The organism is Pedobacter sp. AK013 (genome assembly GCF_014205835.1).
GTDB lineage: Bacteria > Bacteroidota > Bacteroidia > Sphingobacteriales > Sphingobacteriaceae > Pedobacter.
The window spans coordinates 42,730-65,336 of the sequence record NZ_JACHCQ010000004.1; the positions used below are offsets into that span (position 1 = coordinate 42,730).

21 protein-coding genes are annotated in these 22,607 nt (G+C 39.7%); 18 read left to right on the forward strand and 3 right to left on the reverse strand.

The window, feature by feature from the left end; genetic code table 11:
- Nucleotides 1–91: 91 nt before the first annotated feature.
- The 4 genes from HDC90_RS04055 (at nucleotide 92) to rlmF (ending at nucleotide 5,520) form a co-directional block, all read left to right on the forward strand.
- Nucleotides 92–1,861 carry an ABC transporter ATP-binding protein gene (locus HDC90_RS04055; protein WP_184464124.1) on the forward strand — a complete coding sequence of 590 codons (1,770 nt, stop codon included), beginning with the start codon at nucleotides 92–94 and terminating at the stop codon, nucleotides 1,859–1,861.
- A gap of 56 nt (nucleotides 1,862–1,917) precedes the next feature.
- Nucleotides 1,918–2,943: an isoaspartyl peptidase/L-asparaginase family protein gene (locus HDC90_RS04060; protein WP_184464126.1), complete on the forward strand. Its 1,026-nt coding sequence runs from the start codon at nucleotides 1,918–1,920 to the stop codon at nucleotides 2,941–2,943.
- A gap of 85 nt (nucleotides 2,944–3,028) precedes the next feature.
- Nucleotides 3,029–4,315: a C4-dicarboxylate transporter DctA gene (gene dctA / locus HDC90_RS04065; protein ID WP_184464128.1), complete on the forward strand. Its 1,287-nt coding sequence runs from the start codon at nucleotides 3,029–3,031 to the stop codon at nucleotides 4,313–4,315.
- Nucleotides 4,316–4,554: 239 nt separating this feature from the next.
- Nucleotides 4,555–5,520: a 23S rRNA (adenine(1618)-N(6))-methyltransferase RlmF gene (gene rlmF, locus HDC90_RS04070; RefSeq protein ID WP_184464130.1), complete on the forward strand. Its 966-nt coding sequence runs from the start codon at nucleotides 4,555–4,557 to the stop codon at nucleotides 5,518–5,520.
- A 197-nt stretch (nucleotides 5,521–5,717) separates the two neighbouring features.
- Here the strand turns inward: rlmF and HDC90_RS04075 are convergent, their stop codons facing one another.
- The 3 genes from HDC90_RS04075 to HDC90_RS04085 all read right to left on the reverse strand — a co-directional run bounded on the left by HDC90_RS04075 (nucleotide 5,718) and on the right by HDC90_RS04085 (nucleotide 7,334).
- Nucleotides 5,718–6,407 carry a VIT family protein gene (locus HDC90_RS04075; RefSeq protein WP_184464132.1) on the reverse strand — a complete coding sequence of 230 codons (690 nt, stop codon included), beginning with the start codon at nucleotides 6,405–6,407 and terminating at the stop codon, nucleotides 5,718–5,720.
- A 118-nt stretch (nucleotides 6,408–6,525) separates the two neighbouring features.
- Nucleotides 6,526–6,957: a cupin domain-containing protein gene (locus HDC90_RS04080; RefSeq protein ID WP_184464135.1), complete on the reverse strand. Its 432-nt coding sequence runs from the start codon at nucleotides 6,955–6,957 to the stop codon at nucleotides 6,526–6,528.
- 20 nt (nucleotides 6,958–6,977) lie between these two features.
- On the reverse strand, nucleotides 6,978–7,334 hold the full coding sequence (locus HDC90_RS04085; RefSeq protein WP_184464137.1) for a VOC family protein: 357 nt from the start codon (nucleotides 7,332–7,334) through the stop codon (nucleotides 6,978–6,980).
- 14 nt (nucleotides 7,335–7,348) lie between these two features.
- Between HDC90_RS04085 and HDC90_RS04090 the strand changes: the two genes are divergently transcribed.
- The 14 genes from HDC90_RS04090 to fabG all read left to right on the forward strand — a co-directional run bounded on the left by HDC90_RS04090 (nucleotide 7,349) and on the right by fabG (nucleotide 22,541).
- On the forward strand, nucleotides 7,349–7,558 hold the full coding sequence (locus HDC90_RS04090; RefSeq protein ID WP_184464138.1) for a hypothetical protein: 210 nt from the start codon (nucleotides 7,349–7,351) through the stop codon (nucleotides 7,556–7,558).
- 63 nt (nucleotides 7,559–7,621) lie between these two features.
- The gene (gene sucD / locus HDC90_RS04095) at nucleotides 7,622–8,494 is read left to right on the forward strand and encodes a succinate--CoA ligase subunit alpha (protein WP_090984694.1); all 873 of its coding nucleotides are present in this window, start codon (nucleotides 7,622–7,624) and stop codon (nucleotides 8,492–8,494) included.
- Between the two features lie 403 nt (nucleotides 8,495–8,897).
- A complete protein-coding gene (locus tag HDC90_RS04100) occupies nucleotides 8,898–9,401 on the forward strand; it encodes a methionine-R-sulfoxide reductase (protein ID WP_184464140.1) in 504 nt (167 codons plus the stop codon).
- 178 nt (nucleotides 9,402–9,579) lie between these two features.
- Nucleotides 9,580–11,127, forward strand: a complete 1,548-nt coding sequence (locus HDC90_RS04105; RefSeq protein ID WP_184464141.1) for an arylsulfatase — start codon at nucleotides 9,580–9,582, stop codon at nucleotides 11,125–11,127.
- Nucleotides 11,128–11,322: 195 nt separating this feature from the next.
- A complete protein-coding gene (locus tag HDC90_RS04110) occupies nucleotides 11,323–11,703 on the forward strand; it encodes a septal ring lytic transglycosylase RlpA family protein (protein WP_184464143.1) in 381 nt (126 codons plus the stop codon).
- A 430-nt stretch (nucleotides 11,704–12,133) separates the two neighbouring features.
- A complete protein-coding gene (locus HDC90_RS04115; RefSeq protein ID WP_255497476.1) occupies nucleotides 12,134–13,126 on the forward strand; it encodes a ribonucleoside-diphosphate reductase small subunit in 993 nt (330 codons plus the stop codon).
- A gap of 171 nt (nucleotides 13,127–13,297) precedes the next feature.
- The gene (locus tag HDC90_RS04120; RefSeq protein WP_184464145.1) at nucleotides 13,298–15,682 is read left to right on the forward strand and encodes a ribonucleoside-diphosphate reductase subunit alpha; all 2,385 of its coding nucleotides are present in this window, start codon (nucleotides 13,298–13,300) and stop codon (nucleotides 15,680–15,682) included.
- 240 nt (nucleotides 15,683–15,922) lie between these two features.
- A complete protein-coding gene (locus tag HDC90_RS04125; RefSeq protein WP_184464147.1) occupies nucleotides 15,923–16,144 on the forward strand; it encodes a cysteine-rich CWC family protein in 222 nt (73 codons plus the stop codon).
- Between the two features lie 420 nt (nucleotides 16,145–16,564).
- The gene (locus tag HDC90_RS04130) at nucleotides 16,565–18,532 is read left to right on the forward strand and encodes an SPFH domain-containing protein (RefSeq protein WP_184464149.1); all 1,968 of its coding nucleotides are present in this window, start codon (nucleotides 16,565–16,567) and stop codon (nucleotides 18,530–18,532) included.
- 91 nt (nucleotides 18,533–18,623) lie between these two features.
- Nucleotides 18,624–19,142, forward strand: a complete 519-nt coding sequence (locus tag HDC90_RS04135) for a hypothetical protein (protein WP_184464151.1) — start codon at nucleotides 18,624–18,626, stop codon at nucleotides 19,140–19,142.
- Between the two features lie 184 nt (nucleotides 19,143–19,326).
- The gene (locus HDC90_RS04140) at nucleotides 19,327–20,202 is read left to right on the forward strand and encodes a carbon-nitrogen hydrolase (protein ID WP_184464153.1); all 876 of its coding nucleotides are present in this window, start codon (nucleotides 19,327–19,329) and stop codon (nucleotides 20,200–20,202) included.
- A gap of 76 nt (nucleotides 20,203–20,278) precedes the next feature.
- Nucleotides 20,279–21,355 carry an agmatine/peptidylarginine deiminase gene (locus tag HDC90_RS04145; RefSeq protein WP_184464155.1) on the forward strand — a complete coding sequence of 359 codons (1,077 nt, stop codon included), beginning with the start codon at nucleotides 20,279–20,281 and terminating at the stop codon, nucleotides 21,353–21,355.
- A 9-nt stretch (nucleotides 21,356–21,364) separates the two neighbouring features.
- Entirely contained in the window at nucleotides 21,365–21,733 is a 369-nt protein-coding gene (locus HDC90_RS04150) for a VOC family protein (protein WP_184464157.1), read from the forward strand.
- A gap of 64 nt (nucleotides 21,734–21,797) precedes the next feature.
- Nucleotides 21,798–22,541: a 3-oxoacyl-[acyl-carrier-protein] reductase gene (gene fabG, locus HDC90_RS04155; protein ID WP_184464159.1), complete on the forward strand. Its 744-nt coding sequence runs from the start codon at nucleotides 21,798–21,800 to the stop codon at nucleotides 22,539–22,541.
- Nucleotides 22,542–22,607: the final 66 nt, after the last annotated feature.

The window sequence follows — 22,607 nt, forward strand, 5'->3', positions numbered from 1 at the left end:
AAAACCGAATCCAATTAACCAGTTTAAGGACTAAAACATTTAGTTAAATGGCAGTTAACCAATTTGAACAATTAAACAGTTAACCATAAACATGGCAGTTACAGGCGACGTATATAACACCGGATTACTGAAACGTATTTTTCAATACGTAAAGCCTTACCGTGCTGTTTTTGTATGGTCGGTTATTTTAACCATTCTGCTTGCGGCCATTTCGCCCGTCCGTCCGTTTTTGATTAAGTATACACTCGATCATTATATTTTAACAGGCAATTATTCTGGCCTGGTAAATATGACCATGCTGATGATCTTTATGCTGATCTTACAGACTTTGATCCAATATAACCATACGCTTTTAACCAATACACTAGGTCAGTCGGTTATCCGCGATCTGCGGATCAACGTTTTTAACCATATTACCAAACTCCGACTTAAATTTTTCGATAAAACACCAATAGGACAATTAATTACCAGAACTGTTTCTGATTTAGAAACCATTGCAGACATCTTCTCGGAAGGTTTAATCTCCATGATTGGCGACAGTTTGCAGGTGGTCGTAATTGTGGGCGTAATGTTATATACCGATTGGCAGTTAAGTTTAGTAGTACTGTTGCCTATTCCGCTGTTAATTATGGCTACCCGAAAATTCCAGAAGGCGATTAAGGTTGCATTTCAGGAAATCAGGAATGAGGTTTCCAACCTGAATACCTTTTTACAAGAACATATTACGGGGGGTTCTATTGTTCAGTACTTTGCGAGGGAGAAACAGGAGTACAGAAAGTTCTACGCCATTAATAAACGGTATCGCGATGCCAATATCCGTTCTAACTGGTATTATTCTATTTTTTTCCCCGTAGTGGAGTTAATCTCAGCCATGTCGTTGGGATTGTTGGTGTGGTACGGTGCAAAAAGTATTCTTTCTAAACCATTGGATGTAACCCCCGGAACCATTACACAGTTTATTATGTACCTGGGTATGGTATTTACGCCGATCCGCCAGTTGGCAGATAAGTTTAATACGCTACAGATGGGGATGGTGGGTGCCGAACGTGTTTTTAAAGTTCTGGATACTGATGAAACTACGCCAAATACGGGGACACAAAAGCCAGCCAAATTAGACGGAAATATTAAATTCGAAAAGGTTTGGTTTGCCTATAATGACGAGAACTACGTATTGAAAGATCTTACATTTGAAGTGAAGGCTGGCGAAACTGTGGCCTTGGTAGGCGCTACAGGTGCTGGTAAATCTTCTACCATTAATATCCTGAACCGTTTTTACGAAGTGAAAAAAGGAGATATTACCGTTGATGGTATTCGTATAGACGATTTTGATCTGGATTACCTAAGAAGCCACATTGCCACTGTACTTCAGGATGTTTTCTTGTTTTCGGACACCATTTTAAACAATATCACACTTAATAACGCCGAAATTACGATAGCGGAAGTGGTTAATGCGGCTAAAAAAGTTGGCGCACACGATTTTATCGAACGTTTACCTGGCGGTTATCAATATAATGTGATGGAAAGAGGTGCTACGCTTTCAGCCGGTCAGGCGCAGTTAATTTCTTTTATCCGTGCGCTGGTGCACAATCCCGCTATTTTGGTTTTAGATGAAGCCACTTCATCAGTTGATACCGAAACAGAATTATTGATTCAGAAAGCCATTGATAATTTAATGGAAGGCCGTACCTCAATTGTAATTGCCCACCGTTTGTCGACCATCCAGAAGGCTGATCAGATTATTGTGCTCGATAAGGGCGAAATCAAAGAAAAAGGTACACATCAGCAGCTCTTAAAATTAAACGGCTACTATAAAAAGCTTTACGATCTGCAATTCTCATCAAAAGGGATTGCCAAAGTTTAAACTTACTTATTCTCCAGGATTTTCTTAATTTAACAGCTTCTTAAACCAATAGGAAGATGAAACTGTTAAAATTACTTACCCTATTCTTATTTTCAGCTTTAACCCTGCAAGTTTCGGCACAGCAGAAAAAATATATAATGGTTATTCACGGCGGTGCCGGCACCATCCTTAAAAAGAATATGACTCCTGAAAAGGAAGCCTCCTATATTGCTGTTTTAACACAGGCCTTACAAGCGGGTTATGCAGAAATTAAAGCTGGGAAAACCAGTATGGATGCCGTTGAGGCCACTATTCATGTGATGGAAAATGATCCACATTTTAATGCAGGTAAAGGCGCTGTTTTTACACATGATGGCAGAAACGAGCTTGATGCGGCAATAATGGATGGTAAAACCTTAATGGCTGGATCGGTTGCCGGGGTAACCACCATTAAAAATCCAATTTCTGCAGCAAGGGCAGTAATGGAAAAATCGGAACATGTAATGATGATTGGCGCTGGTGCTGAGCAGTTTGCAAAAGAAGTGGGTTTGGAAATTGTAGATCCAAAATATTTCTGGACAAAAGAGCGCTGGGATGGGCTGCAAAAAGCAATTAAAGAAGATTCTGCGAAAGCGGTGTTAGACCATGGAAACAAGAAATCGGAGTTGCTTGGAATCAAAAATCACGATTATAAATTCGGTACTGTAGGTTGTGTAGCCTTAGATCAAGCAGGTAACTTAGCCGCGGGAACTTCAACTGGGGGTATGACAAACAAAAAATACGGGCGGGTTGGCGATGCGCCTATTATTGGTGCAGGTACTTATTGCAATAATGAAACGGCTGGCATTTCTTGTACGGGTTGGGGAGAATTTTATATCCGCAATGTGGTGGCCAAAACAATTTCCGATTTAATGGAATATAAAGGCTTATCTGTTGTAGAAGCTTCGAAAATTGCCTTAGATAAAGTAGGGAAAATGGGTGGCGATGGCGGTTTAATTGCTTTAGATAAAAAAGGCAATGTTACCATGCCATTTAATACTGAAGGAATGTACAGAGGTACCATAACAGCCGACGGGAAAATTGAAGTCAGTATTTATAAATAATGAAATGGCTATTTTAATGTTGAGCTTTAACTTATTGTACCACTAAATAGAAAAATACTCATATATCTCTACTCACATCAAGTAAATGACATTTATAGAATTTGCAAAGAAAGTATTCTCCAATTTAACCTTTCAGGTTTTACTTGCCATCATAATAGGCATGTATGTTGGTGCTTACTTTCCTGGTTTTGCACCTACGGCTAAATTAATCAGTCAGGGTTTTATCAACCTGATTAGCATGTTAATTGCGCCAATTATTTTTTTTACTATTGTTTTAGGCATCGCCCACATGGGCGACATGAAAAAAGTAGGCAGGGTAGGTGGCAAAGCACTGTTGTATTTCGAAATTGTAAGCACTATAGCTATTGTAATTGGTTTATTGGTGGCCAACGTTTTAAAGCCGGGTGCCGGAACGATAGCAAAAGCCGGCGATGCTACAAAAATTGCAGGTTATGCCGAGCAGGCAAAAGATATGAACTGGGCCGAGTTCTTTCTGCACATTATCCCGCATAATATTATTGCCTCATTTGCCGAAGGCAATATTTTACAGATTTTATTATTTGCCATTCTTTTTGGCTATGGACTGAATAAACTGGATGCTGACGGTACTGTAGTTTTGAATGCCTTTGATAAAATATCGAAGGTGTTGTTTAAAATTATGAAGCTGATTATGCGATTAGCGCCAATTGGTGCTTTTGGTGGGATGGCTTTCAGCATTGGTACTCATGGCCTGGAAAGTATAGTTGGAATGGCCAAGCTTATGGGCTCAGTTTATTTAACCTGTATCCTGTTTATTTTTATCGTTTTAAATGGAATTTGCCGATACTACAAATTTAGCCTATGGGCTTATCTGAAGTATATCCGCCAGGAAATTTTAATTGTATTGGGTACCTCTTCTTCCGAATCGGCCTTACCAAGTATGATGCAAAAAATGGAGACCATTGGTTGCGATAAATCGGTTGTTGGCCTGGTTATCCCTACTGGCTATTCATTTAATCTCGATGGGACAGCAATTTATCTGGCCATGGCTGTTATATTTCTTTGCCAGGTTTTTCATGTCGATTTAACACTGGGGCAGCAGATTAGCGTTTTAGGTGTGCTCATGGTTACTTCGAAAGGAGCCGCTGGGGTAACAGGAAGTGGTTTTATCGTTTTGGTATCAACCTTAACTGCCTTAAAAATTATGCCAATTGAACATATCTCGATCTTAATTGGTGTAGACCGTTTTATGAGTGAAGCCAGAGCTATAACCAATGTAATTGGAAACGGGGTAGCTACCATCGTGATTGCTAAAAGTGAAAACCAGTTTGATGAAGAAAAGTATAAGAAGGCCATACAGCCCGTAATGATAGAAAAGGTAGAAGAACTTTAGTTTGGAGCTATCCTGTCGAAGCGTCACACTGAATTCATTTCAGGGTCTTAATGGGAAGAACGATGCTGACCACGGAGTAGCTACAAGGCAGTTGAAAACACTATTTGCACTTGTAAAATAAATCAGCATGTCGAATGCTCCGTAAGCCTTCTATCCCTCAACCTTCACACCTTCAGCCTTTTTATGTATCTTTGCATCAGAAACAGGCAACACAGTTTGTTTAATTAATCCATAGCACATTGGCTCAAGAAGAACAAAATAACCGCAAAGAAAAAAGCGAGTTACACCCACGCAACAAACACCGTTCGCGTTACAATTTCAAACAACTTACTGCAACTTCAAAAGAATTAAAACGCTTCGTTTTTAAAAACGAGCACAATGATGATTCTATTGATTTTGCTGATCAAAATGCTGTAAAAGCATTAAATAGGGCATTGTTGAAATATTTTTACGATATCCAGCAATGGGATATTCCTCAAGATTTTCTTTGTCCACCTATTCCAGGCCGGGCTGATTATATCCATTATATAGCCGATCTCTTGGGGTCGAGTAATAAAGGTAAAAATCCAAAAGGTGCCAAAATTAATGTACTCGATATCGGCGTTGGTGCCAATTGTATTTACCCGATTATTGGTCACCAGGAATATGGCTGGAGCTTTGTGGGTTCAGAAATAGACCCACTTTCGGTTGAATCGGCAAAACGCATTATCGAAGCCAACAAGCCTTTGCAGGGTGCTGTAGAAATCCGTCAGCAATCATCAAAAATGGGTATTTTTAGAGGGATCGTAGGTAGAACCGAGCGTTTTGATGCTGTTGTTTGCAACCCACCGTTTCACTCATCGTTAAAAGAAGCCGAACAGGGTACCCGTCAGAAATGGCGTAACTTGGGCGGAAATGAAAAAGAAGTAAAACATGTATTAAACTTTGGCGGTAACAAGGCAGAACTTTGGTGCCCTGGTGGCGAACGTGCCTTTGTAGAACAGATCATTATCCAGAGTGCACAAATCAAAAATCAGGTGTTATGGTTCAGTTCACTCGTTTCTAAAAGTGCAAACCTAAAAAGTATCTATAAAAATTTGGTTAAAGAAAATGCTTTTGAAGTACGTACGGTGCAAATGAGCCAGGGACAAAAAATAAGCCGCTTTGTAGCCTGGACTTTCCATAATGAAGCGGCTCAGGCCGAGTGGGTAAAAGGATGGAAGTAAGTTTGGAGTCAGTAGTCTTGAATCTTTAGTCGACTAGCGATCATTTCAAATAAATAAGAGAAGCTGGATTAATTTTTAAGCCAGCTTTTTCTTTTTGTGTTAATCGGGATTGCAATCTCGATTCGGGAATTAAGGTTTTGTAATCTTTTAACTAAATCCCAGATTCACAGTACTACAAGTATAGCACTACCTACAGATTAACTGGTCTTAGCCCCGAAAATATACCCGGCTAAAGCGGTTACTGCCATAGCAACTGTTCCCCAAAAACAAATCCGTAATACCCCTTTAATGATACTGGAGCCTCCTGCCTTTGCTGCAATTGCGCCAGATAGGGCTAAGAAAACGATAGCAAAGCCATATTGATAAAACACCATCGATTTTATTGGTGCAAAAAAGGCGACAAGAAAGGGTAAGATACCACCACTGATAAAAGATGCACCCGATGCGAAAGCTGCTTGAAGTGGTTTGGGCTGGGTATACTCGTTAATACCCAATTCGTCTCTGGCATGTGTGCTTAAGGCATCCATCTCCGTCAATTTTATAGCTACTTGCAGGGCCAAATCTTCATCCAAACCTTGTGCTACATATATTTTGGTAAGTTCTTTCAACTCCACCTCTGGCATGGTTTCTAGTTCTATTTTCTCACGGGCCAGATCTGCCTTTTCAATATCAGCTTGCGAGCTTACCGAAACATATTCGCCAGCTGCCATTGATAGTGCACCTGCTACTAATCCAGCCAGGGCAGCCAGAACAATCGGACTCCTCGTATCACTGGCTGCAGCAATACCGATAACCAAACTGGTTGTAGAAATAATGCCATCATTGGCACCAAGTACGGCAGCCCTTAGCCAGCCTGTTCTATTGGTGTAATGTTTTTCTAATTCCATCGTAAGGTTCTGTAGTGTTTAGATTGTTCTTCTTTAATAATGGATTGTCAGGTTGAGGGTAGCCAAAGACCCTTATCCTCCGGCTCCGGCAGTAACATTCACCAAGGTACTAATATCATCATTTCTTTTCGTAAACAATCAAAATGGTTAAGTCGTTACCTGCATTAGGGGCAATACCATGCGAACTGCCTGGTCGGGTTAAAATGGCATCACCAGGTTTAACAGCAAAAGTTTTTCCGTTCATTTGCATGGTTCCATTTCCGCTGATCACATAGTAAATCTCATCTTCTTTCTGCAGGTGGTAACCGATTGATGAACCGGGTTTCAATATTCTTTTCCTAAAGGCTGTTTTCAGGTTTTCAGCCTTACTAAAAAAGTTAAAACCTATGGTTTCGCCACCGCCATTGTGGGTGCCAGGTTCGGTTTTGGCCACTTCAAAATCGTTTTGCAAAATGTATTTACTGGTATCGGCTGTTTGGGCTTTTGCGGCGACTGAAATAATGAATGTAAAAAATAATACAGCTAATGCTTTGTTATATATGTGGTTCATTTTTATATCTGTTATCTGCTTTAGACAATGGAACTGCCGAATACGAGGGTATTCCCATCAGGGTCGTTGACCCCGAAATCGCGCATGCCGTAATCGCGGTCATCAAGGGTTACGGTAATGAGGGCTCCCTTAGCTTTAATCTGCTCATAAAAGCTGTCTACTGTATCGCAGTCGATGCAGAGGTGGGCACCACCGGGGATCTTTTTAATGCCCTGATTGGTCTGGCCGTTGAGGTGCACAAGAACATTCCCGTGCAGCAGGCCTACATAATCACCGAAGCGGAAATCTTCGCTGAAGCCAAGAATATCGCAGTAATAGGAAAGGGAAGCAGGTAGGTTGGATACATGGATCACACTCGCAGAGCTGATGGCTTTCATGAATAAATAAATTAGTGACAGATAAGATAAATAAATATAAAAAGAATTTTCAGCATTCCATTGCTAATGGTATTAATGTGAAGTGTTACGCTGTTGCGTTGCCAGACCCTGGCGTTAAACTCCGTGTTTACCGTTATCAGGTTTATAATCGAAAGCTTGCTGCGGTAGGCTACAACTGCCATAAAACATTTCCTTACATTTTCCTGAAAAAACGGGGCAAATAATATGCTTTTCGGTTTGACTTTCCAGTCAATAATATTAGCTTTGCACAAAAAAAAAATTGATACATGAGCGTTTTAGTAAATAAAGATTCTAAAGTTATCGTTCAGGGTTTTACCGGAAACGAAGGAACTTACCACGCTGAGCAGATGCTGGCCTATGGTACAAACGTAGTTGGTGGTGTAACGCCTGGCAAAGGTGGGCAATTGCATTTAGAAAAGCCTGTTTTTAATACTGTTAAAGATGCCGTTGATCAAACGGGTGCAAATGTATCTATCATTTTTGTGCCACCGGCCTTTGCCGCTGATGCAATTATGGAAGCTGCCGAAGGTGGTATTAAAGTTATTGTTTGCATTACTGAAGGTATCCCAACTAAGGATATGATTCAGGTTAAAGAATATATTGCAGACCGTGATGTTACGCTTATTGGTCCTAACTGCCCAGGTGTAATTACGGCTGATGAAGCTAAAATTGGTATCATGCCAGGCTTTATCTTCAAAAAAGGTCATGTAGGAGTGGTTTCTAAATCAGGAACTTTAACTTACGAAGCAGTAGATCAGGTGGTTAAAGCTGGTTTAGGTATTACAACGGCTATCGGTATCGGTGGTGATCCAATTATCGGAACGCCAACTGTAGAAGCAGTTAAATTATTAATGAACGATCCTGAAACTCACGGTATCATCATGATTGGTGAAATTGGTGGTGGAATGGAAGCAGAAGCTGCCCGTTGGATCAAAGAAAACGGTACTAAACCTGTTGTTGGTTTCATTGCTGGTCAAACTGCACCTCCGGGACGTAGAATGGGGCATGCTGGTGCTATTGTTGGTGGCGCTGATGATACTGCAGCGGCTAAAATGAAAATCATGCGCGAGTGTGGTATTCGTGTAGTAGAAAGTCCTGCTGAAATTGGTGCTGCAATGGCAGAAGAATTAGCAAAGTAAGATTTGAAAAATCTCTTTATAAAAAAGCGTTTCGATTAGGTTCGGGACGCTTTTTGTTTTAAGCACTATTTTTAACCGTTAAGGGTGCAATTTATGTTTTAAAACACTAAGGTACAAAGCACACGAAGCTGGGCTGTTACCGTCATTTTACTTCTTTTGCCGTCATTCCCGCGCTGGCGGGAATCTTAATGCTTTTGCTTAAAACCACTATCCTTTTGTTTCCCTCTCCTTCAGAAGAGGGGCTGGAGGAAAAGAACATTACCACTCAGACTTTTTCAGGGCGAGGTTCTGCATCCAAAACTGAAAATTCCCAACCTCAAAATGAATTATCATTCCTTTGTAAACACTAATACAAACCGTTAAACCAGTAAACCAAAACAGAATCTATAGCGTATATTGAGATATGAAAACGATGTTAAATAAACTATTTTTGCTTTCTGCTGTTGTTTTAATAACAGTTCTTCCGGCTTGTGCACAAAAGCAAGAGAAGAAAGCCGTAAAACAATCAGAGGAAACGGAACAAATCATACCAAAAAAGAAAATGAACTGGAATCCATTAACACCCGAAGAAGAAAGAGTAATTGTAAATAAAGGTACAGAATACCCTGGTACAGGTAAATATGAGCATACCACAGATAAAGGAACTTATACCTGTAAACGTTGTAATGCGGCCTTATACCGTTCAGAAAGCAAGTTCGATGCACATTGTGGCTGGCCTGCTTTCGACGACGAAATTAAAGGTGCTGTGAAGCGTATTCCTGATGCCGATGGCTCGCGTACAGAAATTGTTTGTGCCAATTGTGGTGCACATTTAGGCCACGTATTTTTGGGCGAAGGGTTTACCAGTAAAGACACCCGCCATTGTGTAAATTCGATCTCAATGAACTTCGTGCCAGATAAAAAATAAGGTAGATGTAGGAGGGTTAGGTAGAGGCGTATAGCGATAAGCTGTACGCCTTTTTTTATGAGTTTTTGTAATAATTCAAATGGTCAATCGTTTGCGTATTTTTTTAAGATACGAGTGTTTGCTGAATGCGTTATTTTAGCTGTACTAATCAGTACAAACCCATTATCAGGAAACAATAATGAAACGTAAACTCTTGCTTTTCGCCCTGAGCTTATTTGCTTTTTGCACAGCCTTTGCCCAAAAAGCGATAAAAAAAGCTAATCGGCCCAAACCTAATATCGTTTATATCCTGGCCGATGATATGGGTTATGGCGAACTGGGTTGTTATGGGCAGGAGAAAATTGAAACGCCTAATCTGGATGCTTTGGCCAAACGCGGTATGCGCTTTACCCAGCACTATGCCTATCCGGTATGTGCGCCTTCACGTTATATTTTAATGACGGGCCAAAACTCCGGGAAAGCCTTTATACGTGGTAACCACGAGTGGGGCGAACGCGGACCTGTTTGGGATTTTAAGGCCATGGAAGAAAACCCTTATCTGGAAGGGCAGTATCCAATACCCGATTCGACAATTACCTTAGCAGAAGTGTTAAAAAGTGCAGGTTATATTACAGGTATGGTAGGTAAATGGGGCTTGGGCGCACCCTTTACTACTGGTTTCCCAACGCAACAGGGCTTTGATTATTTTTATGGCTATATCTGTCAGCGGCAAGATCATACCTATTATAGTGGCCACCTGTGGGAAAACGAAAACAGAATCCCTTTAGATAACAAAATTCAGCCGCCAACAGTTACTTTTCCTAAAGATTTGGATAGTCGGGATGAGAAAAATTACGAGAAATATGCGCAGAAAGATTATGGTCCCGATTTTTTGATCAGGGCAGCATTAAAATTTATTGATAAAAATGCAGCCAAGCCATTTTTCTTGTATTATCCAACACCGTTACCGCATGTTTCCTTGCAGGCACCTAAAGATCTGGTGGCTTATTACCATCAGAAATTTGGTGATGAAAAACCCTTTCTGGGCGATGGGTCTTATTTTCCTTGTCGTTACCCGCGTGCTACTTATGCCGCTATGATTACCTTGCTTGACAGGCAGGTGGGCGAATTGATTAAGGAGCTGAAGGCAAAAGGCGTGTATGATAATACGATCATCCTGTTTTCGGCCGATAATGGTGTAGCTTTTAATGCTGGGGTTGATCCAGTTTTTTTCAACAGTACAGGTCCGTTTAAAGGCAGTTATGGCTGGGGTAAGGGTTTTGTTCACGAAGGCGGTATCCGCGAACCGTTTATTGTTTCGTGGCCCGGAAAAGTGAAGCCCGGTAGTACCAGTAATCTGATTGCTTCCACCATGGATATGATGCCTACCTTTTGCGATCTGCTTGGTTTAAATACGCCCAGAGAGGTTGATGGCATCAGCATTTTGCCTACTTTGCTGGGGCAGCCGCAGAAAAATACACATCCTTATTTGTATTTCGAATACCCTGAATATGGTGGTCAGCAAGCTATCCGCTTAGGTAACTGGAAAGGGGTACGCCTCAATATGCTTAAAGGCAATGCACATTGGGCCTTGTACAATCTGGAGAGCGACATTAAAGAAGAAAACGACCTGGCTGAAAAGCATCCGGATATTGTCGAAAAAATGATTAAAATCAGTAAGAAGGAGCACCGTACCCCAGCCTTATCCAACTTTTTAATTCCGGTTTTAGAGCAGGAAATGAAATAAATTATCGCATTGTGTTGAGATTTTTTTCAACAGGCAAAAACCTTACCTGACATGGTGTTATGTAGCGATTTTGCAGGTAAAGCAATGGCGTGGCATAGGGTTAAAGAGTCCTGTTTTGGCGGGCAGATGTTAATTAACAGCTTCATTTTAAACTAAATACTTATATTTGCAGGCTCGATAAAGAAAATTTAGCCTATGAAGTATCTGTTGTTATTAAGTTTTTGTTTCCTGTTTTTACAAGGTAAAGCACAAGATTCTGATTCATCAAACGAACCGGATAGCATCAAAAAAACAGTTCTCGCCACTTATTATCACAGAAAATTTGAAGGCCGCCGAACCACCAGCGGGGCCAAATACCGGGCAAAAAAACTAACAGCCGCCCATCGTACCCTGCCATTTGGCACTATGGTTACAGTAACCAATCCAGATAACGGAAAATCGGTAGTAGTAAAGGTAAATGACCGTGGTCCTTTTTCTAAAAGATTGGCCATAGATCTGTCTGAACGTGCTGCAAAACAGATCGGTATCTTTCGTAAAGGCATTGCCAAAGTGAAACTCAGTTACACGGTTGAGTAATACTCCTATTAGCTCTATTTAGTGCCGATTATACCCCTCAAATTTAAGTTATTAACACTCATTTTTGTTTGCTAAACCCTTGAAAAGAAACAATTAGCTTTTTTTTTGCTTGAAAATGATATTTGGCTGATCGTTTTTCCCCAACAATTGGGTGGGGTGTTAACAACTTTGGTTCACAAAAAAGGGCCACCGTATATATATTTGTTATAACAAAGTTCTTTAACTTCTTGCGCTTGAAAACAAATATAAAAGCTTAGTTTTTAGTAATTTATGCGTATATCATTCTGATTGCAATTTTAAATTTTCCGAACTAAAAACTCAGTTGTTTGCCAGGCAATAGGGTTAGCACTTTCACAACAGCGTTTTGATAAAGACATTACAATCATCATATAAAATTGATGGATGCGTGCCTTTGTCGGCTCTGTTAAAAATGGAATTAAAATATCAGCGTATGGAACAGGAATTATTACTACAAGAAAATAAAGATAGATTTGTGCTTTTGCCGATTAAGTACCCGGCAATTTGGGAAATGTATAAAAAGACCGAAGCTAGTTTTTGGACTGCAGAAGAGATTGACCTCTCTGATGATCAGAAACACTGGGACAATTTAAATGATGGCGAAAGGCATTTCATTTCTCACATCCTTGCTTTCTTTTCTGCTAGTGATGGTATCGTGAACGAAAATCTTGCCGTAAACTTCATGAGTGAGGTTCAATTGCCAGAAGCACGTTGTTTTTATGGTTTCCAGATTATGATGGAAAACATTCATGCTGAAACCTACGCCCTGTTAATCGATACTTATATTAAAGATCCTGAAGAAAAAGACCGTTTGTTCCATGCTATCGATACCGTACCGGCGGTAAAAAGGAAAGCAGAATGGGCTTTACGCTGGATTGAAAACGGAACTTTTGCCGAGCGTTTAGTGGCATTTGCTGCGGTTGAAGGTATTTTCTTCAGCGGAAGTTTCTGCTCTATCTTCTGGTTAAAGAAACGTGGCTTAATGCCTGGATTAACTTTCAGTAATGAGTTAATCTCGAGAGATGAAGGTTCTCACTGTGAATTTGCCTGCTTGTTGTACAGCATGTTGAGCAATAAACTAAGCGAAGAACAGGTTCACTCGATCATCAGCGATGCCGTAGAAATTGAAAAAGAATTTATTACTGATGCCTTGCCAGTTGCACTGATTGGTATGAATGCAAAATTAATGAGTCAATATATCGAGTTTGTAGCCGATAGATGGTTACAGGAGTTGGGTTACAAAAAAATCTACAATGCAACCAATCCATTCGATTTTATGGAAATGATTTCATTGCAGGGTAAAACCAATTTCTTCGAGAAACGTGTGGGCGATTATCAGAAAAGTGGTGTATTAACCGCTGCTGATAATAATAAACAAGCGTTTTCTTTAGATGAAGACTTCTAGGGTAAAGGGTTAAAAGGTAGAAGGCGGAAGATTTAATCTTGCTATTAAAATCTTGATACTCGATACCTGTTACTTGATACTACTAAAATAAATAACAAAAGATACAAAGTGATCATTAAGTCTTGATGCTTGATACTCGCTACTAAATATTAACTTAAAATCTCATAAAATATGTTCGTACTAAAAAGAGATGGCCGCAAAGAAGCGGTGCAATTTGACAAAATCACAGCCCGTATTCAAAAGTTGTGCTATGGTTTAAATTCAGATCTGGTAGATCCGATCGATGTAGCCAAAAAGGTTATCGAAGGTTTATATGATGGTGTAACCACGTCGGAGTTGGATAACCTTGCCGCAGAAACTGCAGCATCGCTAACAACGAAGCACCCTGATTATGCTTTGCTGGCATCGCGTATTGCGGTTTCGAACTTGCATAAAAATACTACTAAATCATTCTCGGGTACGATGAAAATGTTGTACGAATATTTCGACCCGAAAGCGCAGAAAGAGGCTCCTCTTATTGCTGATGATGTTTATGAGATCATAGAAAAAAACAAGGATATTTTAGATAGTTCTATCATTTACGACCGCGATTTCGGCTTCGATTATTTCGGTTTCAAAACTTTAGAAAAATCTTACCTTTTAAAAGTTAATGGTCAGATTGTAGAGCGCCCCCAACATTTGTTTATGCGTGTTTCTGTTGGTATCCACAAAGAAGATATCGAGAGTGCAATTAAAACCTATAACTTAATGAGCGAGCGTTGGTTTACACACGCTACGCCAACTTTGTTTAATGCAGCTACACCAAAACCGCAAATGTCATCATGTTTCTTGTTAACTATGCAAGATGATAGCATCGAAGGTATTTACGATACTTTAAAACAAACAGCTAAAATTTCGCAAAGTGCTGGTGGTATTGGTCTAAGCATCCACAACATCCGCGCAACAGGATCGTACATTGGTGGAACAAACGGCACAAGTAACGGTATTATCCCAATGTTACGTGTATTTAATGATACTGCACGTTATGTAGATCAGGGTGGGGGTAAACGTAAAGGTGCTTTTGCCATCTATTTAGAGCCTTGGCATGCAGATGTTTTCGAATTCTTAGATCTTCGTAAAAACCATGGTAAAGAAGAAATGCGCGCGCGCGATTTGTTCTATGCCCTTTGGATTAACGATTTGTTTATGCAACGTGTTAAAGATAATGGCGATTGGACCTTATTCTGCCCGCACGAAGCACCAGGTTTGGCAGATTGTTTCGGAAAAGAATTCGAAGAACTTTACACTAAATACGAAGCAGAAGGCCGTGGTCGTAAAACCATTAAAGCACAAGAACTTTGGTTTGCTATCTTAGATTCGCAGATCGAAACTGGTACGCCATACATGTTGTTTAAAGATGCCGCGAACAGCAAATCTAACCAACAGAACTTAGGTACCATTAAAAGTTCTAACTTATGTACCGAAATTATTGAGTATACTTCTAAAGATGAAGTTGCGGTTTGTAACTTAGCATCATTGGCTTTACCTCGTTTCGTAATCAACGGACAATTTGATCACCAAAAATTATACGATGTAACCTATCAGGCTACTTTAAACCTGAACAAAATCATCGATCATAACTATTATCCTGTTCAGGAAGCTGAAAACTCTAACATGCGCCATCGTCCCGTTGGTTTAGGTGTACAAGGGTTGGCTGATGCCTTTATCTTATTACGTTTGCCTTTCGAAAGTGATGAGGCTAAACGTTTGAATAAAGATATTTTCGAGACGATTTATTTTGCTTCGATGACAGCTTCACACGATTTAGCGGTGAAACATGGTCCTTATCAAACGTTTAAAGGTTCTCCATTGTCTAAAGGTAAATTCCAGTTCGATTTATGGAATGTTACGCCAGATAGCGGCCGTTGGGACTGGAATGCATTGCGCAAAAAAGTAGTTAAAGATGGGGTTTACAACTCATTATTGGTTGCGCCAATGCCAACTGCATCTACTTCTCAGATTTTAGGTAACAACGAATGTTTCGAACCATATACCTCTAACATTTACACCCGTCGTGTATTAAGTGGAGAGTTTGTAGTGGTAAACAAACATTTATTGAAAGACTTAGTTGCATTAGGTTTATGGAACAATGATATGAAAAACCAGATCATTTTGGCTAACGGTTCAATCCAGGCTATTGATTCCATTCCAGATTATATTAAAGAATTGTATAAAACCGTTTGGGAGATCAAGATGCGTAATATCATCGATATGGCTGCCGATCGTGGTGCCTATATCTGCCAGTCGCAATCGTTAAACTTGTTCGTAAATGCACCAAATACATCAAAATTAACTTCAATGCACTTCTATGCATGGGAAAAAGGTTTAAAAACTGGTATGTATTACTTGCGTACACAAGCCGCTTCTCAGGCAGTTAAATTTACAGTAGAGAATCAAGGTGGTAAAGCAATTGAAGCCGTTATCCCTGCTGAAATGACACAAGATCAGGTTGCAGAAGAAATCGTTGACGGACCAGTTTGTTCAATGGAAGAAGGTTGCATTAGTTGCTCAGGTTAGTCTCGAATAATCGTCATGCTGAATTTAGTTCAGCATCTATCAAGCAGATCCTGAAACAAGTTCAGGATGACGAATCTAATAATATCGTAAGGTTTTGGGCAAATGCTCAAAACCTTATTTTTTGTCCTTACTTTTGTGTTTAGTTCAATAGTTCATTCGCCATTGGTTCATTGGTTTTAAAAAAGCCAATAGAGAATTTCACTAATGACTAATGAACCCGCGAACAATTGAATATTAAAAATGTCTGCACATTTCCATAGCGCCAAACACGAAATCATTCCCTGCGAAAGATGTGGAACCGCTATTGAGTGCAAAGCAAATGCTTATACCAAGTGCCAGTGCAGTGTGGTACAGCTTAGTATAAACGAAGTACAGCATATCTCTGAGCTGTACGATGGCTGTCTCTGCGCCAAATGCCTGTTTGAGTTACAGCAAGAGTATCGGGAAGAAATTGGCTTATAAAACTTATGATCTCTGTATCTTAGTGTTTAAAATCATTTGAAAAGTGAGTTCCTGCACTTTTGGGTTAGCCCCAAGTCTCACAGGTGTACTCCAATCTGGTCATTGATATAGGTCTAAAAAAGGACATGTTTTTCCTATTAATTGTAATTTGTACATTTAAAATTTCCCCCGCTATATCATAAAACCTAAAAGGGTAGTTTTTAGCGTTTATAAGCGTTTAGCTGGGGTAATCTTCAAAATGTCATCTGCAGTTGGTTCTTTACTTTCATTCGATCCTACATCGTCTTTTAGGCCTTAGAATCAATAAAAAATAGTTTAAAAATAAGTGTTAAAAACAGTAACAAAGCACACCGTTTGATATCTATATCGTGCTTGATAAATGGTTTATCGAGTTTAAAAAACAGAAAAATACAAAACATTATGGAAGCGCTCATTTCTAATTATTGGTGGGTTTTAGTGGCACTGTTGTGCGTGGTTTTATACAAATATATTTTACGTTTCTTATTCGGGATGGTGATTGTACCCGAAGATAGAATTGGGTTGATTACCAAAAAATTCGTGCTCTTTGGCTCCGACCGGGAGCTGCCCGATGGACGGATTATCGCTATTAAAGGCGAAGCTGGTTTCCAGGGAAAAACTCTGGCGCCAGGGTTATATTTTGGGATGTGGTTCTGGCAGTACAGCGTAACCATGGAACAATTTACCATCATCCCGGAAGGTAAAATCGGGCTGATTATGGCCAAAGATGGAGCAGAGATCCCAACAGGGAATATCCTCGGACAAAAAGTGGAGTCTGATAATTTTCAGGATGCCGTGAAATTCCTCGAAAATGGCGGTCAGAGAGGTCGGCAAACCTCTTATATTACCTCGGGTTCTTATCGTATCAATACCATGTTATTTCAGGTCTCGGTTACTGATATGATCCGGATTCAGGAAAGTATGGTAGGTATTGTAACTACTTTGGATGGCTTGCCTATTGAGGCCAATCAGATTGCCGGTAAACTGGTAGAGGGGCATAATAATTTTCAGGATTTTGATGCCTTTGTTAAACAAGGTGGTAACCGCGGTTTGCAGCCGCAGGTAATTTTAGCCGGTTCTTATAACCTCAATCCCTGGGCTATTCAGTTAGAAGAAATCCCCATGACTGAAATTGCCATTGGTTATGTAGGAGTAGTGATTTCATTCATTGGTAAAGAAGGAGATGATTTAACTGGTGTCGATTTTAAACATGGAAATATTGTGGCTAAAGGATCGAAAGGGGTTTGGCTGGAACCACTTGGCCCTGGTAAATACCCAATTAATAAGTACATTATGAAGGTAGAACTGGTGCCTACAACCAATTTGGTATTGAACTGGGCATCGGCACGCAGCGAAGCACACAATCTGGATAAAAACCTATCCACCATTACTGTGCGTTCGAGAGATGGTTTCCCGTTTAATTTAGATGTGGCACAGATTATCCACGTGCCTACTACCGAAGCACCTAAAGTAATTGCCCGTTTTGGTAATATGGTAAATCTGGTTTCGCAGGTTTTGGAACCTACTATTGGTAACTATTTCCGTAACTCTGCACAAGGCAGTGATGTAATTGCTTTCTTGAGTACCCGTAAAGAGCGTCAGGAATCGGCTAAAGAACACATTCGGAAGGTGCTTGATGAATATAATGTAAACGCGGTGGATACGCTAATCGGTGATATTGTTCCGCCAGAGTCTTTAATGAAAACCTTAACTGACCGTAAAATTGCGGAAGAGCAAAAGGTTACTTACGAAACCCAAAAACAGGCCCAAGAAACACGTCAGGGGATGGAGAAAGAAACAGCGATTGCTGATATGCAAAAAGATATTGTGAAAGCACAACAAAGTGTAGAGATTGCCGAACGTACTGCAAGTGCAACGGTAAAAAAATCAGAAGGTGATGCGGCCGGAGTAAAACTGGCAGTAGGAGCAGAGGCTGAGGCCACTAAAATGAGGGCGCATGCAGAAGCAGAAGCAACCAAAGCAAGAGCACAGGCCGATTCGGAAGCGATTAAGTTAAGAGCGTCAGCAGAAGCAGAGCAGATTTCGTTAACTGGCAGTGCCGAAGCGGGTAAAATTTTAGCCGTAGGTAAATCAACTGCCGAGGCTTATGAGCTTGCTGTTAAGGCTTTGGGTGGCGAAAACTTTACCCGTTATAAAATTACAGAAGAGTTATCTAAAGGTAACGTGAAACTGATTCCTGACGTGTTGATTGGTGGTAGTGGCGGTAATCATGGAGGATCGGCTATGGATGGCCTACTGGGCTTGAAACTAATGGAACTCATGGATCCCGAAAAACGTAAAGAGGTAGTTGCCGTAGCGGGAATTGTAGAAACAAAACCAAAACCTAAAAAGGATAATATTAATCCTTAATCGGTTTTAAATTAAAACCGAAAGCCCTGGCGTAAACTGGGGCTTTTTATCTTAATTTTCGATGCTTTAATTTCCAACTATAAAACTAAAAATGAATAATAGGAAGATTACGTTTTTTATTGTTTTACTAATTGCTATTAGTGGCTTTTTAATTTTCTATCCATTACGGTTTGATTTATATGAATGTGCCAAAGCGAAGAAGATAATCGATTATATCACTTTATCAGTGGGTATATCTGGAATGATATATTTTATTTATCGCAAACTTAAAAGTGGCGATTACATTTTATTGGATTCGATGGTGAAAACATTATTCCTCATCATTATAATCTATTTTATTGTAGTGAGGAGTTTGTTAGGTTGCGCATTAACTTTTATGAATTCGATATATGAAAGAAATGAAGTTGTTAAAATTAAGGGGGTTGTAATAAAGAAAATCGAAAAAAAAGGGCGTTATAAATCAGTTGATTTATATGAACTTACCATACAGGACCAAACAGGGAGGGAAATAATCCTTGAAACGAAACCCAGTATCCTTAAAAACTATGTTTTAAACGATAGGGTAGAGATCGACATGAAAAAAGGAATCTTAAACTTGTTATACAGGTAGGCAACAGTAAAAGAAAGCTGGTTCTAATTACATTTACTTTTTTATATAACTTACAACCGCAGCCCCTATACCTTAAACCTTTTTAGTAACTTTGCAGCCGATTTAGAATGATAGAATTTTGAATGGCTGAATGATACTGTGAAAGTACACATTCAACCGTTCTCTCATCCAATAATTTTAAAAAATGAAGAAGGTAAAAGTTGGCTTGGTGCAGATGAGCTGTACTAAAGATAAGCAGGAAAATTTAGATAAAGCGATTACGAAAGTAAGGGAAGCCGCTGCAAAAGGTGCACAGATTGTGTGTTTGCAAGAGCTTTTTACTTCTTTGTATTTCTGTGATGTTGAAGATTACGACAATTTCGACTTAGCTGAAGCTATTCCAGGGCCATCTACTGATGCTTTACAGGTGGTAGCGAAAGAATTGGGTGTGGTAATTATTGCTTCTTTGTTTGAGAAACGTGCTGAAGGTTTGTATCACAATACCGCAGCTGTTTTAGATGCCGACGGTTCATATTTAGGTAAATACCGTAAAATGCATATTCCTGATGACCCTGCTTTCTACGAAAAGTTCTATTTCACCCCAGGCGACTTGGGTTACAAGGTATTCCAAACCAAGTTTGCTAAAATTGGTATCCTGATCTGTTGGGATCAATGGTATCCTGAAGCTTCACGTATTACGGCTTTAATGGGTGCCGATATCATGTTCTATCCGACCGCAATTGGCTGGGCGACTGACCAGGATGAAGAAACCAATCAAGATCAATACAATGCTTGGCAAACGATCCAACGTTCGCATGCAGTTGCAAACGGTGTGCCTGTAGTAAGTGTAAACCGTGTAGGTTTTGAGCAAGATGGTGCAATGAAATTCTGGGGTGGAAGTTTCGCCACAAATGGACAGGGCAAAATACTTTATTTGGGTTCTCACGATCAGGAAGAAACCGAGGTGGTTGAACTCGATTTATCAGAATCTGATTTCTTCCGGAAACACTGGCCTTTTTTAAGGGATAGAAGAATAGATTCTTACCAGCCGATTACTAAGAGATATATTGATGGCGACTAAGCTTAAAGACCAAAGCATAAAACGAGAATCCATGGTTCGTGTCCTCACGGACCATTCATTTTATAAATTAAATCAGATGTCAAATTTCCCTCCTAGAGAAAATTTAAATATTAATCAATTCGATTATTCTCCAAAGCAGCAGGGTTATGCTTTTCCTGCCGAGTGGGCCAAGCATGAAGCTACCTGGTTGAGCTGGCCGCATAAAGAAGCTTCATGGCCTGGAAAGATCGAAACAATTTACGAACCGTATTGCCAGTTTATTAAAGCTGTTGCTGAAGGTGAAAAGGTACGCATCAATGTTAAGGATGAAGAAATGAAAGCTTTTGCGGTTTCTGAATTAACAAAAATAGGTGCCGATTTAAGCCAGATTAAATTTTATTTCAACGAAACCAACGATGCCTGGTGCCGTGACCATGGTCCTGCAATTGTGCTGAAAGGAAATGAAAAAGCTGTTGTAGATTGGGGATACAATGCCTGGGGTGGAAAATATCCACCATTTGATCTAGACGACGTTGTGCCAACTAAAATTGCCAAACATTTCAATCTGCCTTTATTTACACCAGATATTGTGATGGAAGGAGGTTCAGTAGAGTTTAATGGTGCCGGAACAGTTTTAACCACAACAGCCTGTTTATTGAACAAAAACCGTAATCCACATTTAACCAAAGCGCAGATTGAACAATATTTGCTAGAATATTATGGCCAAGATCAGGTATTATGGTTGGGTGATGGAATTGTTGGAGATGATACGGATGGCCATATTGATGATATTACGCGTTTTGTAAATGAAGACACGGTTTTAACTGTTGTAGAAAGCAACCCGCTGGATGAAAATTATATCTTGTTACAAGAGAATCTAGAGGCCCTAAAAGCCATGAAGCTTAAAGATGGTAGACCATTGAACATTGTTGAATTGCCAATGCCTTCGCCAGTTATTCATGAAGATACTCGTTTGCCTGCCTCATATGCAAACTTTTACATTGCCAATGCAGCAGTAATTGTTCCGATTTTTAACGATGTAAACGACCAGAAAGCTTTAGATATTATTCAAGATTGTTTCCCTGATCGGAAAGTGATCGGTATTAATTCAGTAGATATTATCTGGGGATTGGGAAGCTTTCATTGTTTGAGTCAGCAGGAACCTGCAGTATAATTTATTGATATGAAACTGAGCAGAATAATTTTATTCGGTAATGATATTAGTGCGCTAAAGGTCTTTTATCAGTCCATTTTTAATTTTTCGTTAATCGAAGAAATTGAAAACGAATGGCTAGTTTTCAACGCAGGAGTTATCGAAATTGCATTTCATCGGATTGGGGACTCATTCAGAAATGAGGATTCTTTTCATGCAGAAAGTAATGTTAAACTAGTTTTCAGTATTGAAGAAGATATTGAAGAGGTTCGAAAAAAACTTATAGAAAGAGGTGCAAAAATGAAAGATATCAAATCTTTTGAAGGCATTGATTTTCTTTTTTGCGACGGGGAGGACATAGAGGGAAACGTTTTTCAGCTTAGCCGGAAAAAAGCATAATCTTTTATTGCTTTAAATTATAACTTTACAACATTAAAATATTTCAATTTTACAACATTTCATAATGAAATTATTAGAAGGAAAAACAGCGTTAATTACCGGCGCATCTAAAGGAATTGGCCGTAAAATAGCGGAGAAATTTGCAGCGCAGGGTGCTAATGTAGCATTCACCTATTTATCATCAGTAGAAAAAGGTGAAGCCTTGGAACAAGAATTACAAAGTTTTGGAACAAAGGTTAAAGGTTACCGTTCTGATGCGTCTAAATTTGCTGAAGCTGAGCAATTGATCAATGATATTGTAGCTGAATTCGGGACCATTGATATTGTGGTAAACAATGCTGGTATTACTAAAGATGGTTTGTTAATGCGTATGAGCGAAGAAAACTGGGATGATGTGATTAATATTAACTTAAAATCGATCTTTAATGTAACCAAAGCAGCTTCTAAAGTGATGATGAAAGCGCGTAAAGGTGTTTTTATAAACATGAGTTCGGTTGTTGGTATTACTGGTAATGCAGGTCAGGCAAATTATGCAGCTTCTAAAGCAGGTATTATTGGTTTTACCAAATCAGTAGCTAAAGAATTAGGTTCGAGGAATATCCGTGCTAATGTGGTTGCACCAGGCTTTATCCGTACCGAAATGACTGAGGTTTTAGATCCAAAGGTTGTTGAAGGCTGGGAAAAAGATATTCCATTAAAACGTGCTGGCGAAACGGAAGATATTGCTAATGTTTGTGTGTTCTTAGCATCAGATATGAGCGCTTATGTAACTGGTCAAACTTTATCTGTTTGCGGTGGGATGCTGTAGGGAGGTAGAAGGCATAAGGTTTAAGGTGGAGGTTTTCTTTCCAAAGCCGTAAAATAGTAAAGGCGT

Excerpts from the sequence above, each read along its gene's own strand:
- HDC90_RS04110 (WP_184464143.1), top strand. The coding sequence starts at position 11,323 with ATGAAGTATCTGTTGTTATTAAGTTTTTGTTTCCTGTTTTTACAAGGT.
- HDC90_RS04150 (WP_184464157.1), top strand. The coding sequence starts at position 21,365 with ATGAAACTGAGCAGAATAATTTTATTCGGTAATGATATTAGTGCGCTA.
- HDC90_RS04100 (WP_184464140.1), top strand. The coding sequence starts at position 8,898 with ATGAAAACGATGTTAAATAAACTATTTTTGCTTTCTGCTGTTGTTTTA.
- HDC90_RS04055 (WP_184464124.1), top strand. The coding sequence starts at position 92 with ATGGCAGTTACAGGCGACGTATATAACACCGGATTACTGAAACGTATT.
- fabG (WP_184464159.1), top strand. The coding sequence starts at position 21,798 with ATGAAATTATTAGAAGGAAAAACAGCGTTAATTACCGGCGCATCTAAA.
- sucD (WP_090984694.1), top strand. The coding sequence starts at position 7,622 with ATGAGCGTTTTAGTAAATAAAGATTCTAAAGTTATCGTTCAGGGTTTT.
- HDC90_RS04140 (WP_184464153.1), top strand. The coding sequence starts at position 19,327 with ATGAAGAAGGTAAAAGTTGGCTTGGTGCAGATGAGCTGTACTAAAGAT.
- dctA (WP_184464128.1), top strand. The coding sequence starts at position 3,029 with ATGACATTTATAGAATTTGCAAAGAAAGTATTCTCCAATTTAACCTTT.
- HDC90_RS04120 (WP_184464145.1), top strand. The coding sequence starts at position 13,298 with ATGTTCGTACTAAAAAGAGATGGCCGCAAAGAAGCGGTGCAATTTGAC.
- HDC90_RS04105 (WP_184464141.1), top strand. The coding sequence starts at position 9,580 with ATGAAACGTAAACTCTTGCTTTTCGCCCTGAGCTTATTTGCTTTTTGC.
- HDC90_RS04075 (WP_184464132.1), bottom strand. The coding sequence starts at position 6,407 with ATGGAATTAGAAAAACATTACACCAATAGAACAGGCTGGCTAAGGGCT.
- HDC90_RS04080 (WP_184464135.1), bottom strand. The coding sequence starts at position 6,957 with ATGAACCACATATATAACAAAGCATTAGCTGTATTATTTTTTACATTC.
- HDC90_RS04085 (WP_184464137.1), bottom strand. The coding sequence starts at position 7,334 with ATGAAAGCCATCAGCTCTGCGAGTGTGATCCATGTATCCAACCTACCT.
- HDC90_RS04060 (WP_184464126.1), top strand. The coding sequence starts at position 1,918 with ATGAAACTGTTAAAATTACTTACCCTATTCTTATTTTCAGCTTTAACC.
- HDC90_RS04145 (WP_184464155.1), top strand. The coding sequence starts at position 20,279 with ATGTCAAATTTCCCTCCTAGAGAAAATTTAAATATTAATCAATTCGAT.
- HDC90_RS04135 (WP_184464151.1), top strand. The coding sequence starts at position 18,624 with ATGAATAATAGGAAGATTACGTTTTTTATTGTTTTACTAATTGCTATT.
- HDC90_RS04115 (WP_255497476.1), top strand. The coding sequence starts at position 12,134 with ATGGAATTAAAATATCAGCGTATGGAACAGGAATTATTACTACAAGAA.
- HDC90_RS04125 (WP_184464147.1), top strand. The coding sequence starts at position 15,923 with ATGTCTGCACATTTCCATAGCGCCAAACACGAAATCATTCCCTGCGAA.
- HDC90_RS04130 (WP_184464149.1), top strand. The coding sequence starts at position 16,565 with ATGGAAGCGCTCATTTCTAATTATTGGTGGGTTTTAGTGGCACTGTTG.